The 15580-nt window shown below is 31.0% G+C and carries 19 protein-coding genes; 11 read left to right on the top strand and 8 right to left on the bottom strand.

The features are described 5' to 3' along the window. Nucleotides 1-3 precede the first annotated feature (3 nt). The 3 genes from OU788_RS06340 to OU788_RS06330 are packed head-to-tail and all read right to left on the bottom strand — an operon-like array spanning nucleotide 4 to nucleotide 1993. Nucleotides 4-576, bottom strand: a complete 573-nt coding sequence (locus OU788_RS06340) for a sigma-70 family RNA polymerase sigma factor (RefSeq protein WP_274634380.1) — start codon at nucleotides 574-576, stop codon at nucleotides 4-6. Nucleotides 577-591: 15 nt separating this feature from the next. Then, nucleotides 592-1515: a TolB family protein gene (locus OU788_RS06335; RefSeq protein ID WP_274634379.1), complete on the bottom strand. Its 924-nt coding sequence runs from the start codon at nucleotides 1513-1515 to the stop codon at nucleotides 592-594. Nucleotides 1516-1519: 4 nt separating this feature from the next. After that, the gene (locus OU788_RS06330; protein WP_274634378.1) at nucleotides 1520-1993 is read right to left on the bottom strand and encodes a nuclear transport factor 2 family protein; all 474 of its coding nucleotides are present in this window, start codon (nucleotides 1991-1993) and stop codon (nucleotides 1520-1522) included. A 166-nt stretch (nucleotides 1994-2159) separates the two neighbouring features. Here OU788_RS06330 and panB point away from each other — a divergent pair, with 166 nt between their 5' ends. From panB to OU788_RS06295, 7 genes are read left to right on the top strand one after another with little or no spacing between them, the layout of a single operon-like run. After that, on the top strand, nucleotides 2160-2978 hold the full coding sequence (gene panB / locus OU788_RS06325; RefSeq protein ID WP_028892153.1) for a 3-methyl-2-oxobutanoate hydroxymethyltransferase: 819 nt from the start codon (nucleotides 2160-2162) through the stop codon (nucleotides 2976-2978). A gap of 55 nt (nucleotides 2979-3033) precedes the next feature. Then, nucleotides 3034-3384, top strand: coding sequence for a four helix bundle protein (locus OU788_RS06320; protein ID WP_274634377.1), 351 nt, complete (start codon nucleotides 3034-3036; stop codon nucleotides 3382-3384). A 59-nt stretch (nucleotides 3385-3443) separates the two neighbouring features. Then, nucleotides 3444-4403 (top strand): 2-hydroxyacid dehydrogenase, encoded by a 960-nt coding sequence (locus OU788_RS06315; RefSeq protein WP_274634376.1) that lies wholly within the window; start codon nucleotides 3444-3446, stop codon nucleotides 4401-4403. Nucleotides 4404-4427: 24 nt separating this feature from the next. Further along, the gene (locus tag OU788_RS06310; RefSeq protein WP_274634375.1) at nucleotides 4428-4886 is read left to right on the top strand and encodes a DUF1801 domain-containing protein; all 459 of its coding nucleotides are present in this window, start codon (nucleotides 4428-4430) and stop codon (nucleotides 4884-4886) included. Between the two features lies 1 nt (nucleotide 4887). Continuing rightward, complete coding sequence (locus OU788_RS06305; RefSeq protein ID WP_274634374.1) at nucleotides 4888-5280, top strand: VOC family protein; 393 nt, start codon at nucleotides 4888-4890, stop codon at nucleotides 5278-5280. A 35-nt stretch (nucleotides 5281-5315) separates the two neighbouring features. Beyond that, the gene (locus OU788_RS06300; protein ID WP_274634373.1) at nucleotides 5316-5585 is read left to right on the top strand and encodes a TM2 domain-containing protein; all 270 of its coding nucleotides are present in this window, start codon (nucleotides 5316-5318) and stop codon (nucleotides 5583-5585) included. A gap of 24 nt (nucleotides 5586-5609) precedes the next feature. Then, the gene (locus OU788_RS06295) at nucleotides 5610-5987 is read left to right on the top strand and encodes a hypothetical protein (RefSeq protein ID WP_274634372.1); all 378 of its coding nucleotides are present in this window, start codon (nucleotides 5610-5612) and stop codon (nucleotides 5985-5987) included. 27 nt (nucleotides 5988-6014) lie between these two features. Here OU788_RS06295 and OU788_RS06290 read toward each other — a convergent pair whose 3' ends face one another. From OU788_RS06290 to OU788_RS06275, 4 genes are all read right to left on the bottom strand, one after another. Continuing rightward, the gene (locus OU788_RS06290) at nucleotides 6015-6887 is read right to left on the bottom strand and encodes a cupin-like domain-containing protein (RefSeq protein WP_274634371.1); all 873 of its coding nucleotides are present in this window, start codon (nucleotides 6885-6887) and stop codon (nucleotides 6015-6017) included. A 164-nt stretch (nucleotides 6888-7051) separates the two neighbouring features. Further along, complete coding sequence (locus tag OU788_RS06285) at nucleotides 7052-9481, bottom strand: TonB-dependent receptor plug domain-containing protein (protein WP_274634370.1); 2430 nt, start codon at nucleotides 9479-9481, stop codon at nucleotides 7052-7054. 79 nt (nucleotides 9482-9560) lie between these two features. Then, entirely contained in the window at nucleotides 9561-10472 is a 912-nt protein-coding gene (locus OU788_RS06280) for a FecR family protein (protein ID WP_274634369.1), read from the bottom strand. A 49-nt stretch (nucleotides 10473-10521) separates the two neighbouring features. After that, on the bottom strand, nucleotides 10522-11031 hold the full coding sequence (locus tag OU788_RS06275; protein ID WP_274634368.1) for an RNA polymerase sigma factor: 510 nt from the start codon (nucleotides 11029-11031) through the stop codon (nucleotides 10522-10524). Between the two features lie 128 nt (nucleotides 11032-11159). On the opposite strand from OU788_RS06275, the gene OU788_RS06270 reads away from it, so the two are divergent. The 4 genes from OU788_RS06270 to OU788_RS06255 all read left to right on the top strand — a co-directional run bounded on the left by OU788_RS06270 (nucleotide 11160) and on the right by OU788_RS06255 (nucleotide 14407). Continuing rightward, nucleotides 11160-12212 (top strand): hypothetical protein, encoded by a 1053-nt coding sequence (locus OU788_RS06270; RefSeq protein WP_274634367.1) that lies wholly within the window; start codon nucleotides 11160-11162, stop codon nucleotides 12210-12212. A 115-nt stretch (nucleotides 12213-12327) separates the two neighbouring features. Then, entirely contained in the window at nucleotides 12328-13101 is a 774-nt protein-coding gene (locus tag OU788_RS06265) for a membrane metalloprotease (protein ID WP_274634366.1), read from the top strand. A gap of 24 nt (nucleotides 13102-13125) precedes the next feature. Further along, a complete protein-coding gene (locus OU788_RS06260; protein WP_274634365.1) occupies nucleotides 13126-13713 on the top strand; it encodes a porin family protein in 588 nt (195 codons plus the stop codon). A 112-nt stretch (nucleotides 13714-13825) separates the two neighbouring features. Continuing rightward, nucleotides 13826-14407 carry an SAM-dependent methyltransferase gene (locus tag OU788_RS06255; RefSeq protein ID WP_274634364.1) on the top strand — a complete coding sequence of 194 codons (582 nt, stop codon included), beginning with the start codon at nucleotides 13826-13828 and terminating at the stop codon, nucleotides 14405-14407. A 45-nt stretch (nucleotides 14408-14452) separates the two neighbouring features. Here the strand turns inward: OU788_RS06255 and bioB are convergent, their stop codons facing one another. Beyond that, a complete protein-coding gene (gene bioB / locus OU788_RS06250) occupies nucleotides 14453-15550 on the bottom strand; it encodes a biotin synthase BioB (RefSeq protein ID WP_274634392.1) in 1098 nt (365 codons plus the stop codon). Nucleotides 15551-15580 lie beyond the last annotated feature (30 nt).

The raw sequence follows: 15580 nt of genomic DNA, 5'->3' as shown, positions 1-15580 counted from the left end.
TTTTTACTTATTAAACCAGTTTTGCTCCATACAGTTTCTTAGTTGTGTTCTTGCTCTATGTATCATTACCCATAGGTTTGACGGAGTAATATTTAGTTCCTTACAAATATCTTCTGTTTCAAATTGTTGAATAGTTTTCATTTTAAAAACCATTGCATATTTTTCAGGAAGGCTATCAATACATTTATCTAACTGATCTTTTAGTTCTTCATTTTCAATGTTCTTCTCAGCTTCATTATTCCATGATTGAGGAACGCGTTCTTCAATCCAATTTCCTTCATTATCACCGCTATCATAAAAGTTCATTCTAATTTCAGCTTGTCCTTTTTTAGAATTTATTTTTCGATAATAGTCAATAATTTTTCTTTTTAAAATGGAAACCAACCAGGTTCTTTCACTAGATTTTCCTTCAAAATTTTTAGCAGATTTTAATCCAGCAAAAAAAGTTTCCTGCACTAAATCTTTAGCAATATTTGAGTTGTTTACACGAGCAATAGCGTAATTAAACAAATAATCAGCATAATTGTCTACCCATTTATTAGGAAATAAAATATTTGCAGGATTCGATTGGCTCATCTTTTCAAAGATAGGTTATTTTTTACTGAAAGGACTAACATAAACTCTACTCAATCCATTAGGGTTAGTATTCAAATACTCTTTAAATTCAGACAAAGTCATTTTTTTAGAAAGCACTTTAGGAATTGAAGAAGTACTAGAAGTAAAATACAAGGTATTCGTTTGTAAATCAACAAACGGACAGTAGTCTAGTTTATTAGAATTAATACTTTTTAAATGAGTAGCAGGTAACCATTCGTTATTGGTTCCTTTTTTACTGATGTACAAATCACCTCTGCCTAAATCATCTTTTCTACCGTAAGAGGTGAAAATTATAAAACTTTCATCAGGTGCAACAAAGGCATTAAATTCATATTTATCTGAATTCACTCCTGAACTTAGCGGAGTTGGTTTAGTGTATACTCCATTCACCAATCTACTTACGTAAATATCTTCTTTTCCTGTGGTGTTGTCTTTGTATTCTGCAGTGAAAAATAAATCACCTTTTTCGGTTACTGAAGGATAAAATTCATCGGCATTGGTATTTATAGTCGTGCCAATATTTATAGGTTCTGACCATGCATCCTCCAAAGAATTTCTTGTAACATACCATATATCCATGTCATTTTTTATTTCGCCAGAGGAGTTGTCTTTTCTGTTAGAAGCAAAAAAGAGTTGTAATCCGTTAGGAGAAAGGAAAGGCTCTAAATCTTTATGTTGCCCAGAAAAACTAGCAACTTCAGGTTTTTGCCATTTTCCATTTACTTTTTTTGAAGAAGCTATAAACGTGTATTCTTTTAAGTAGCTTTCAACAGTGAAGTAAAATTCATCTTGATTTTTACTCATTGAAAAATCTCTGACGTTTGGTAAACCATTAAACAATTCTGGATGAAATAATTTTGATTCTTGAGCAAAACTGAAACAAGAAAAAAGTAAGAAAAGTAAACTGAACTTTTTCATGTATTTATTGTTTATTAGCATCACAATCACCTTTACGTCTCATATCAACTAAGTAAATAATTTCCCATTTACCGTTGTTGTTAAAAAGCTGAAATGAATTTGCTCCGCAGTGACTAAAATTATTGTTTAAATAAAATTCATAAGGAGTCCATACAGAAGCTAAATTTCCATCAATTTTTATATCCCATGATAGTAACTTTTCTAAATAAGTATGTTCAGGTTTTTTATTAGCGATACTAGTTAACAACTTGTTTTTACTTTCGGTAACTAATACATTTTTACCCTCTTTATTGGTAAATGTAGTTTGAATAGTAATTGTTGGGTGTAAAGTAGAACTTACGATTGTACTATCACCTTTATGCAAGCCTTCAAAAAAGGTTTCAACGGTGTTTTTTATGGCTTTCTCTTGAAGATCTTCTTGAGCATTTACAACAGTAGAAATTACAAAAACAATAAGTAAAGTGAATATCTTTTGCATTTTAGTTTGATTTAGTTAGGTAAAGCTATTAAAAAAATAAAGGGCTAAAATTTAATTAACACAAGATTAACGGCGTTAAAAAAAAGAGAATTAAGCAGGTTATAAAAATGTAATAAATAAAACCAGTGAATAATTGTGTATTTTTACAATCTATAAAACAAAAGAAATGTCAGTAGCAAAAAAACAATATAAAAGAATTACTACAAAATCTCTTGTTGAGATGAAAGCCAACGGAGAAAAAATATCGATGCTTACGGCATACGATTATACCATGGCAAAAATTGTTGATGGAGCAGGGATTGATGTGATTTTGGTAGGTGATTCTGCATCAAATGTAATGGCAGGTCATGAAACTACATTACCTATTACTTTAGATCAAATGATTTACCATGCAAGTTCTGTTGTAAGAGGAATTGACCGTTGTTTGGTTGTGGTTGATTTACCTTTTGGTAGCTATCAATCTGACCCTAAAGAAGCATTACGTTCTGCTATTCGAATTATGAAAGAAAGTGGAGCGCATTCGATTAAATTAGAAGGAGGAAAAGAAATAAAAGATTCAATCAAAAGAATTTTAAATGCAGGAATTCCAGTAATGGGGCATTTAGGGTTAACACCACAGTCTATATACAAATTCGGTACTTACACAGTAAGAGCCAAAGAAGAGGAAGAAGCAGAGAAGTTAATGCAAGATGCTTTAATGTTAGAAAGATTAGGGTGTTTTGCAATAGTACTTGAAAAAGTACCAGCTAAATTGGCTCAAAAAGTAGCAGAAGCGTTAACGATTCCTGTAATAGGAATTGGTGCCGGTGGTGGAGTAGATGGTCAAGTATTGGTAATGCATGATATGTTAGGAATGACTCACGAGTTTAATCCACGTTTTTTACGTAGATATTTAGATTTACATACCGAAATGACAAATGCTTTTGAACAGTTCATAGCTGATGTAAAAAGCAAGGACTTTCCAAACGAAAACGAACAATATTAATTTAGATTATTGGATTTTTAGATAGTTGGATTATTCAATTTCTAGAAGTTAAGAGATGCACAGATACAAGGATTTTAAATTTTGGCAAGTGAGCAGGTCTTTTTGTAAAGATATTTATTTGCTCACATCAAAATTTCCTGAAGATGAAAAGTATGGATTAGTATCTCAATTAAGAAGAGCTTCTGTGTCAATTCCTTCAAATATAGCAGAAGGTTGCTCAAGAACATCCAATAAAGATTTTTCTAGATTTTTGGTCATTGCATTAGGTTCATGTTATGAAGTTGAAACTCAATTATTACTTAGTTATGATTTGGGTTTTATTTCTTCAAATGATTTAGAGGAACATACAGAAACTCTAATTAGCATAGTGAAAATGATGTCTAAATTCAATTCAACATTAGTCTAGATCCAGCCATTAAACTATCCAAAAATCTAAAGATCTAAAAATCCAACAAATCTATTTTAATGAAAATACTTCATTTAGATACAAACCACCCTTTATTAATAAAACAACTTCAAGAGTTAGGTTTTGAAAATCAAGAGGATTATATTTCTACTAAATCAGAAATTGAAGCAAAAATTCATGAGTACGATGGAATTATAATTCGTAGTCGTTTTACAATTGATAAGCAGTTTTTAGACAAAGCAACAAACTTGAAGTTTATTGGACGAGTAGGTGCTGGTTTAGAAAATATTGATTGTGAATATGCTGAAGAAAAGGGAATAGTGCTTATTTCTGCCCCAGAAGGTAATCGAAATGCAGTAGGAGAGCATACGTTAGGAATGTTGCTATCGCTTTTTAATAAATTGAACAAGGCTGATAAAGAAGTTCGCGAAGGTAAATGGTTACGAGAAGAAAACAGGGGAATTGAGTTAGACGGAAAAACCGTAGGAATTATTGGTTATGGTAATATGGGTAAGGCATTTGCTAAAAAGCTTAGAGGTTTTGATGTAAATGTTATTTGTTACGATATCAAACCAAATGTTGGTGATGAAAACTGTACTCAAGTTTCTTTAGAAGAACTACAAAAAAGAGCAGATGTTCTAAGTTTGCATACTCCAGAAACAGCATTAACAACAAATATGATTGATGCGGAATTCATAGCTAATTTTTCAAACCCTTTTTGGTTGTTAAATACGGCGAGAGGAAAATCTGTAGTAACGAAAGACTTGGTTGAGGCTTTAAAATCAGGAAAAGTATTAGGTGCAGGATTGGATGTCTTGGAGTATGAGAAAAAATCTTTCGAAAACCTGTTTAAAACAAAAGATGGGGTGCTGAGCGTAGCCGAAGTACCAAAAGCTTTTCAATATTTAATCAATGCTGAAAATGTGTTGCTTTCTCCTCATGTAGCAGGTTGGACTATAGAAAGTAAAGAAAAGCTAGCGCAAACTATTGTAGATAAAATTAAAGAAAAATTTTGCTAACTTGATGCTTCAAATTCATGTAACATGAAATATGAAGTATCAACAGTAGAAGAATATATTTCTCAACTTCCTGAAGAACGTCAAGAAGTTTTACAAAAATTACGAAATATAATTAAGGAGAACTTACCTGAAGGTTTTGAAGAAGGAATCAATTATAAGATGATTGGGTATTATGTTCCGCATTCAATATATCCAGATGGGTATCATTGTGACCCTAAACTTCCATTGCCTTTTATGAATTTAGCTTCGCAGAAGAATTCAGTGAATTTATACCATAGTGGAATCTATGCAAATAAAGAGTTACACGATTGGTTTGTAGCAGAATATCCTAAATATTCAAAAAGGAAACTAGATATGGGTAAAAGTTGTATACGTTTTAAAAAGCTGGATGACATTCCGTATGAATTAATTGCTGAATTGTGTACTAAAATGTCCGTTGATGAATGGGTTTCTACTTATGAATCAGTTGTAAAAAAGAAATAAGATGAAGAAAAAAGGTAAAGTAACTGGTATAGGAGGTGTTTTCTTTAAAACAGAAGACCCAAAAGCAACAAAAGATTGGTATAAGAAGAACTTAGGTTTTAATACAGATGATTGGGGTTGTACATTTTGGTGGAAAGATAATGAAGACAAAAAAGCATCTACACAATGGAGCCCGTTTGCAAAAGACACAAACTATTTTGAGCCATCTAAAAAAGATTTTATGTTTAACTATCGGGTAGAAAATTTAGTTGAATTATTAGAAGATCTTAAGGAAAAGGGAGTTAAGGTAATGGATAAGATAGAAGAGTATGATTATGGAAAATTCGGTTGGATTTTAGATTTAGATGGAAATAAAATTGAGTTATGGGAGCCAAAAGACGAAGCTTTTTTATAAATTTAGCACCGTCTAATAAATAAAAAATTAAAAAAATGAATGTAATTGATGAAAACGGGAATACTGTTCCTAATCAAGAAAGTAAACGTGTATTAGCAGGTATCTTAGCTATTGTAATTGGATCAATTGGAATACACAAATTTGTGTTAGGGTACACTAAAGAAGGTATCATACAAATTATAGCTACGATTATAACTTGTGGGTTTGCTGGAATTATTCCTTTTATTGAAGGAATCATTTATTTAACAAAATCAGATGATGATTTTATTGAAACATATCAAGTAAATCATAGAGGTTGGTTCTAAACATTCTTTTTTAATTTTTATATTATGTCTGAAAATAAAAACACCAATGATAGCTTAAACAAAGGGCTAGATAAAGCTAAAGAAGTTATGGATAATATAACAGAAAAGTCAAGTAATTTAGCAGGAGAAGCTGGTGAACATTTAGTAGATATAGTAGAAGATGTAAAAGAAAAAGTTGAAGAAATTATTTCCGATGAATCAATTCAAAAAGCTAAAGAAAAAGCAAATGAATTAACTAATGAAGCAAAAGAAGTATTAGAAGATATAACTGAAAAAGCTTCAGAAGTTGCAGGAGAAGCTAGTGAACATCTAGCCGATTTTGCAGAAGATGCTAAAGAAGAATTTCAAGAAACTAAAACCAAAACGAAAAGTTTTTTTCAACGCCTTTTTGGAAAAAAATAATAAAAAAGCGCCTATTAGGCGCTTTTTTTATGAGGCAATATTATTTGCTTTGTTTGTTTTAACTATAGCTTGTTCGTTTTTCCAATCAATCCATTTTTGACCTTTAATACGACGCATCACATTATCTATTGTACGCATAATAAATACATTATAAACAGCCTTTCCTAAGTTTTTAGGGTTACGAGCAATGGCACGTAAACTCATTGAAAAACCTGGGGTTACATAGCGCATATAGTGCCAATATCCTTCAGGCATATACAAAACATTTCCGTGCTCTAATTCAGCAACATAACCTTTGGCATTTTTTAATGCAGGCCATTTTTCAAAATCAGGATCGTTAAAATCAATATCTTCACGAGTAATTAACGAATGCGGAATTTTATATAAGTATTTGTTTTGCTTTTGATCGAATAAAATACACTTTTTTTTTCCTTCAAAGTGAAAGTGAAAAATGTTAGCTAAATCAATATCATAGTGCATAAACGTGTACGAATCACGTCCGCCAAAAAATAACATTGGTAAGCCTTTCATTAAACTTAAACCAAAATCAGGAAATTTAAAGTCTTTTTGTAATTGAGGTACTTCTTTTAAAATGTTCCATAAGAAAATCCTAAATTTAGTTGGTTCACGTTTTAATAAATCAACATACTCACTCATTTTCATGGTCGCATGAGGTTCGTTAAAACCATCTTTATAATCAACAGGTCTGTCATCGTATAAAGGTACCGTTTTATCGCCTGCTACTTCTTTCATGTACTCTAAAGACCATTTAGAATAGGCTGGCCAATCTTCAATAAAACGTTCAATAACCACAGGTTTTTGCGGTTTAAAATAATTCTTGATAAAGTCTTCTTTGGTAATTGTTTCGACTCTTTCGATTTGAGAAAGATTTAATCCCATAACATGTTGTTTAAAGAAAGCAAAGTTAAGAAATCGTTACGACACTTTATTCTTAAATTTTTACTATATTAAAGATAATACAATCATAGAATTATCTGAGGTTTTTATAAGGGAGTATACATGATTGAAGAGTTTTAAAAGTCCTCAGAAAATAAGCTAATTAGTTAAAAGTTTATTCTAAAACTTAAGTTTGGAGTAAATGGTAATGAATAGGTATTTACTTTTTTAACACCAGTTTCACTAGTGTCATCAATAACATAGTATGCGTTTATACTATTCTTTCTATTAGTAATGTTAGTAAAACCGACTCTAACCGTTGATTTAATATTGTTAGAAATATTGAATTGATAGCTTCCAGATGCATTAACTCTAAAAAAGTTGCCTAATCTTTCTTTGTTTGGAGCATCGTAATTTATAAGAGTGATATCACCATATTGTACGGTTTCATTTCCAGCTATAGGCGTTGTATATGGAGCTCCGTTTCGTAAAATTGTTCCTGCAGAAAGGTTGATTTTAGGAGTAAGGCTGTAATTTAATGCAGCGCTTAAAGAATGAGTAATGTCTAAATTACTAGGAAATGTATTAGGGTTAAAAGTATTGAATGTATAGTCGTTTTCAGTAAAAGTATAACTTAACCAAGCACTGATTTTTTTGCTTTTTTTATTGATTAAAAACTCAACACCTTTACTTTCATAACTTCCAATAGAGTTTAGTGTTTGTACATTGTTGTAAAAACCTTGATTAGCAGCTGTAATACCATCAACAAATTTGTAGAATCCAGTAAGATCTATTTGTAAGTTGTTTTTTGAAAATTCAGTACCAAAAGAAATTTGTTTACTTTTAATGATAGGGGTTTTATCATTATCAGCTAATACCCACCTTCTTTTTTCTATTCCTAAGAAATTATCTTGGAAATCTATTTTTTGGGTTGTTGTTTGATTTTTTAGTTCTCCTTCTAATTTAAGGTATAAGTTGTTAATTACCTTTTGCCTAACATTTATTCTAGGTTCAATTAAAAATTGATTAAAGTCATGGAAATAATTGGCGCGCACACCTAATCGAGCATAGGTGTTTTTGTGCTTGTATTCAAGTTCAGAAAAAATAGCAGATTTAAGTAATACATCTTTAACTGATTTGGTGTATGAAGGAGCATTTACTGTAGTTTTATTAGCAACTCCTATTTCATTAAAAACAGCACCATTTGTGAAATTTAGCAGGTCTGAAAATTTATATTTAGTAAGTAGTTTTATCTCAGTTTCTAATACATTATTGAATTGTGTTTGTAGTTGATTAGAATCTATGTTAAAGTCTGAAGAGTTAATCGTATATTCAGATAAAAAAGTAGATAACTCAGAAGAAAAACGATTACTCCAATTGGCTTTCCATGTAATATTAGCTCCCAAATTTTCTTGTTTTAGTAAGCTGTTTTCTTCAAAAGTTGTATTTCCAGAAGTGTATTCTTCAGTGTAGTCTAGTTTATTTTTAATGCTTATCAAGTTGGCTCTTAAAGAGTGATTGTTATTAATATCATACAAAACCTTAAAAGAGTAATCGTAGAAGAAAAAACTGGTAGTAGTTTTATGTTCTTTGTTTGAAGCAATAGAGTTTTCTTGAAAACTTCTATCAAAATACTTGTTATAAGTAGGCGTGTTTACCGCATCGGTAAAAGATCGTCTTGCTGAAGCGTGAAGTTCTAATTTATCAGAAATAGGAACGTGTATAAAAGCATCTGCACTCAGTAAATTAAACCCACCTCCTCCAGAAAGCTTGCGAGTAATTTTATTGTCGGTAAGCATATTTACTGTACTAGAAACACCATCACTAAACTGTGCGCTAGTACCGTTTTTAATTACGGTAGCTTTTTTTGTTAAGTAGGGATTGTAGGCAGAAATTAATCCAAAAAAATGACCTGCGTGATACATTTTTATACCGTCCCATAGCATAAGGTTTTGATCGTTTGTGCCTCCTCGAACATTAATATTGGCAATACTTTCATTTATACTTTCAACACCAGGTAAAACTTTAATCGTTTTTAAAATATCAGGTTCTATTAACCCAGGAAGAATTCCGAATTTTTTAGAGTTTAATGTGGTGCTTCCATCAATGTTTTTTTGTAATCCTGTTGTTAAAAAATTAGGGATGATAATTTCTGAAAGTTCTTCAGAGAGTTCATTTAGATAAATTTCCTTGCACGGAGTTTCAAAAAGTTTTTTAACGGGCAAGGTAATTGAATTGTACCCGATATAAGAAATTGTTGCTGTTGCATTAATTGGTGCTTCCTTTAGAAAAAAATCCCCATTATTGTCTGTGCTGGCTCCTATATTACTATTGTCAATTATTACAGAAGCTAGACTAAGCGGTTCAAGAGTTTGTGCGTCTAAAATTCTTCCGCAGATAGTGATTTTTTTATCTGCAAAAGAAACCGTTATAAATCGATCGTTTAAAGCTTTAAAATTAAATAACGTAGCACTATTTAGGTAATCAATCACTTCGTTTAAAGACAAGTTTTTTTGAGGGGCGGCAACGACACTCCCTGTTAAGTCTTTATCAGAATAAGTAAATTTTACATCGTGTTGTTTTTCTATTTCAACCAAAAAACTTTTAAGCTCAATTTTGTTTTGAGCTTTTAAAGTTAGTGAAAGGAGAAAAATAAAAACAAGGCTAAGTTTCTTACTAATCATATTTATATATAGTAATTATTTTTCCTTCTATTTTGTACGATAACTGCAAAGGAATTGTAATTGCTTGTAGTGCCACATTTATATCGCTATGAGTAAAACCACCAGTATAAAGCTGTTCAAGGTTTATATCTTTAGTTTTTACAGTATAATCGTATTGATTTTGCAACTCATTTAAAACTAGTTGAAGTGGAACGCTTTTAAAGTTAGATTCTTTTTGTAACCAAGATTTATTCGTAAGATTAAAGGTGTTTAAAGTATCTATTTTACCATTAATTACTTTAAACATTTTTCCTTTTGCTAATTTAACTAAGGCGTCTTTGTACTGTACGCTAACTAAACCTTCAAAAGTTTTTACTTCAAAATAGTTGGCTCTTTCTTTTACGTTAAATTGAGTTCCGAGTACGGTAACTTTTCCTATAGAAGTATGAACCGTAAATGTTTTTCCTTTTTTTACTTTAAAATAAGCTTCACCTTTAAGTTGTATGTTTCTACTGTCTTCCCACTTTTTTTTGTTGAATGAAATAGTAGAATTTGCATTTAAAATTACTTCAGAATCATCGGGTAAATTAAATGTTTGTGTTTCTGCGAATTGTGTGTTGTAGTTTGTTGCTCCATTAAAAAATAAGAAGTAAGAAGAAACTAATAAAACTATTATCGTAGCAGCATATTGGTAAAATCTTTTATAATTAAATGAAACAACTTTTCCTTTTTTAGTGGTAGTCGCTTTTTTAAGTTCAAACTCCTTAAAGGCTTTGTCTACATTTATGGTTGGTGTTTCTATCTGAGAAGAATAATGCGCTATTTTTTCAAGATTTTTAAAGTTTTTATCTTGTTTTAATAGAAACAGTTCTTCATCGGAGATTTCTCCGTTTAACCATTTTAATATGTATTGTTCATCTTTCATTTTGTGCTTAACTAACTTTTAGACAATAAAGAAGTAAATTTCCCTACCCTTACAATAATTCTATTTTTGATCTCAATTTTTTTAATGCTGAAGACATCCTTTTTTCTACCGCTTTTTGAGAAATATTTAATAACTCCGCTATTTCTCTATACTTTTTACCATCTATTCTATTCATTAAAAAAACCTCTCGTTCAGCTTCGGTTAAATCTTCAATTGCTTTTTTAAGTTTATGTTTAAACTCTTCTTCTTCTAATAAATATTCAGGACTTTGATTGTTAATATCAATATAAGGTGAGTTTTTAGCATAGTTTAAAACAACTTTTTCATGTTTTAAGCCGTTTAAAAAAAGATTATTTACACTCGTAAATAAGTACGATTTAGCTTTATCGTATGATATTTCAGAACATTTTTCCCACATTTTTAAAAATACTTCTTGAATCAAATCAAGGGCAGTATCTTTATCATTAAATTTATAAGATGAGAAGTTGGTAACGAATTGAATATTAGTCTTATAAAACTCGTTAAAGTCTTCCTCATTACACAGTGATTTTTTAGTCATATGAATGCTTTTATGGAGTTAAAATAGAAAAAAAATCGAAAACAAAGGTAGGGTAAAACGATTTATAGTTTTCTAAAGGACAGAAAGAGCTCAAAAAACAAATGTTTAAAAAATTAAAATTTATTAAGATGAAAACAATAAAATTAATAAGCATACTTGCATTAGCTACTTTGACAATTTTTACCTCATGTCAATCAGAAGAAAATGAACAAGTAGGTACAAATCCAAATGCAAATACCCCAACTTCTGAAACGGCAAAGAAGTATAAAAGAACAGGTATGAACGATGGTTCTGAAGATGATTTTTTGGATGGAAATTCATGTGCTGAGTTATTGTTTCCAATAACAGCAACTATAAACGGTAAAGAAGTGACTATTATAAATGAATTAGACTATAGTTTAGTTCTTGAAATAATGGATGAGTTTAATGATGATGATGATACCGTAGTTTTTAATTTTCCAATAACAGTAAAGTTAAATAACTATACAGAAGTAACTATAACTTCGCAAACAGAATTGGAAGAATTAAATAGAAAATGTGATGAAGCATCAGATGAAATGGAGGATGCTATCTCTTGTGCAAAAATAGAATATCCAATATCAATGCTCACTTATGATGTTAATTTAGAACAAACAGGTACTGTTGTAATCGAATCGGAAAAACAATTGTACAACTTTGTAGATAGCTTAGATTCAAGCGAATTATTCTCTGTTAAGTATCCAATAACTATAACTTTAAATAACGGCAGTTCTGTGAAAGTTAATAGTGATTCTGAATTTGAAGACGCTATTGAAGAGTGTACCTCTTATGAAGAAGAAGAGGAAGCAGCAGAAGTAGCAGCCGACGAGTTAGAGACCATTATCAGTAAAGCTAAATTTAAGGTAGAAAGCTTTATTCAGGCAGGAGTAGAAAAAGCTGACGAATATGCTGCATATACTATAGAATTTACAAATGAAGGGAAATTAATAGCAAGAAATATAGTAAACACAACTTTAGAAAATATCGAAGGAGAATATGATGTAGAATCAGATACAAGAGTCCTTTTAGAAGTTGAGTTTGAAGCTGGAACTGTTGTAAGCGCTTTAGGTAATGAATGGGTTGTAACTACTTATACAAGCACTTTACTTACATTACAAAGTACAACAGATACTTCAATAACATTAACATTTAAAAAGATATAAAGAAAAAATCTTTTAAGCTAGTTGATTTTGGAACTTTATGGCTACGCTAGTAGTAGCCTAAAGTTTTAAAAAACCAATGATATTCAAATTACGTAAGTAAGATAAAGAAAGAATAATGAGAAAAAAGTTTTTTACAGTTTTACTATTCAGTGTTTTGATTTGGGGATGTTCCAAAGAAAGTGAACCAATAATTAATGATGGTGTTGAGGTTGCAAAAGAGAATAGAAAACCTACGGGAGCATCAGCAAATGAGTTATTATCAGACAATGTTTATAAAAAAATGATTGTAGAGTTAGCTTATGTTGAAGGATTTGAACCAACTGAAGAGGCAAAGAATAACTTTAAAAACTTTATTAAAGAAAGAACTTTCAAACCAAACGGTGTAGAATTATATACGAAATCAATACCTACTATAGGAAAAGAAGTATATACAATCAATGATATTGTAACGATTGAAAACGAGCATAGAACTTATTATAACACACAAAATACCATAACGGTTTGGGCATTGTTTATAAATGGTAAATCTTCAAAAGATTCCGATTCTTCTTTTGTTTTAGGCACTGCATATTATAATACATCGTTTGTAATTTTTGAAGAAACTATTAGAGAACTAAGTAATGGAACATTTGAGCCAGAAAGAAGCTTATTAGAGTCTAGTGTAATCCATCATGAATTCGGACATATTTTAGGACTTACAAATTTAGGAACTCCTTTGCAGACAGATCATGAAGATGCAGATCATCCAAAACATTGTAACGAAGAAAGCTGTTTAATGTATTGGGCAGCAGAAACTAGTCATGGTATTGGAAACGTATTCTCATCAAATAAAATTCCAACATTAGATAGCCAATGTATATCAGATTTACAAGCTAATGGTGGAAAGTAGATCGTAAAATTAAATCAATAAAAGATGAAAAAAATTCAGTTAGTAATAGTATTTATAACAATGATTAGTGCATCTATAGTTGCACAAGATAGTAGTAAAAAGTCCAAAGCTGGTATTAAAGGAGGATATAACTTGTCTGCAGTGAGTTTTAATGGAGACTCTGAAACAGAACAGCTACATGGTTTCCATATAGGTTTTTATGGAGAGTCATTTATAGGAAATAATGTATCACTTCAATTGGAATTACTGTATTCACAACAAGGATATAAAATTATAGATGGAAGTGGTACTTATAAGCAAGAGTTAGATTATATAAATCTTCCTTTAATGGTAAAACTGTATCCTTCTGATAACTTTTTTTTAGAGGCAGGGCCTCAAATAGGACTTTCAATAGCACATAAAGAAACCTTTGATAGTGGCTTTATTCTGTATGATACCTCAAAAGAGTTTGATCCTAGGAATTTTGATTGGGGATTAAATTTTGGTGGAGGTTTTAAAACAAATAGTGGAGTAAGTTTAGGAGTAAGGTACCATCTAGGATTGAATGATATTTATGATGAAGACAAACCCAAAAATAGAGTCTGGCAATTTTATATAGGGTTTGACTTCTAGTAAAAAAAGCGATGTTTAAGCATCGCTTTTTTTGATATTAAGTTATCCTCTTAACAGTAGTTAAATTAAAGAAGCTTTATTTTTAAATTTGTAAAAATAAAAGTAAGAAGAAATGATAGAGTTGTCAGAAACATTTTGGAATAATAAGTACTTACATAATAAAACAGGATGGGATTTAGGAAAGATATCCAACCCGTTAAAAGAATATGTTGATCAATTAGAAGATAAAAGTATTCAGGTTTTAATACCTGGAGGAGGAAACTCATACGAGGCGGAGTGTTTATTTAATAAAGGATTTAAGAATGTTTTTGTAGTAGATATTGCTTCAACACCGTTAAAAAGAATTCAAAAAAGAGTTCCTAACTTCCCAAAGGAAAATTTAATTCATGCAGATTTTTTTGAATTAAAAGGCACTTTTGATTTGATTATAGAACAGACTTTTTTCTGCGCTATCAATCCAGGGTTAAGACTAAAGTATGCACAAAAAGCACATGAATTACTAACTAATAAAGGTAAACTAGTTGGTTTGCTGTTTGATGCAGTACTAAATGAAGACCATCCACCTTTTGGAGGTAGTAAACAAGAATATGAGGATTATTTTATGCCTTATTTTTCAGGAAGTATGGAGTCTTGTTATAACTCATCAGAAGGTAGAAAAGGTATGGAACTGTTTGTGAAAATGATAAAAAAATAACCGTTGAATTAATTCAACGGTTATTTTATTATTTTTTATTTGATGTTAGGCTCTTATTTCTTTAGCCTCTTGCTTCTTTTGTTCGTTACGTTCAATTTTATGGTCTGGTCTTGTCCATTTTGGTTTTTCACCTAACGATTGGTATTGTGAGTTTTCTGCTTCAACAGATTCTCTTTGTTCATGCTTAAAGAAAGGCTTCTGTGTATTCAATCCTAACTCTTCAAACATTTTCATGTCTTCATTAATATCAGGATTCGGAGTTGTTAATAATTTATCTCCAGCGAAAATAGAATTTGCTCCAGCAAAGAAACACATTGCTTGACCTTCTCTACTCATTTGAGTTCTACCTGCTGATAAACGTACTTGTGAGTCTGGTAACACAATACGAGCAGTTGCTACCATACGAACCATTTCAAAAATGTTTACTGGAGGTTGCTCTTCTAACGGAGTACCTTCAATGGCAACTAATGCGTTAATTGGCACAGATTCAGGATGCGGAGAAAAACGAGTTAACGTTTCAAGCATTCCAGCTCTGTCTTCTAACGATTCTCCCATACCAATAATTCCTCCAGAACAAACCGTTACATTGGTTTTACGTACATTTTCAATAGTATTAATTCTATCATCAAAAGAACGTGTAGAAATTACATCATCGTAATAATCTTCCGAAGTATCAATATTGTGGTTGTAGGCATATAAACCAGCTTCAGCTAAACGTTTTGCTTGATTTTCGGTAACCATACCTAAGGTACAACAAACTTCCATGTCTAGCTTGTTAATAGTACGCACCATTTCTAACACTTGGTCAAATTCTGGTCCGTCTTTTACGTTTCTCCAAGCGGCTCCCATACAAACTCTTGATGATCCACCATCTTTAGCACGTAAAGCTTGTGCCTTAACTTGGTTTACAGTCATCAAATCATTTCCTTCAACATTGGTATGGTAACGTGCTGCTTGCGGACAATATCCACAATCTTCTGAACATCCACCAGTTTTAATCGAGATTAAGGTACTTACCTGTACTGTGTTTGGGTCGTGATATTTTCTATGTATAGTTGAAGCTTCGTACAAAAGCTCCATTAAAGGCTTATTGTATACTTCTAGAATTTCCTCTTTCGTCCAATCGTGTCTAATTTCATTCATAAATTCGAGTTGTTTGTGGTGGTAAAAATA

The organism is Tenacibaculum sp. L6, from assembly GCF_028823685.1.
GTDB lineage: Bacteria > Bacteroidota > Bacteroidia > Flavobacteriales > Flavobacteriaceae > Polaribacter.
Note: the sequence above shows the minus strand (reverse complement) of the source record. Positions and strands in the feature narration are given on the sequence as shown.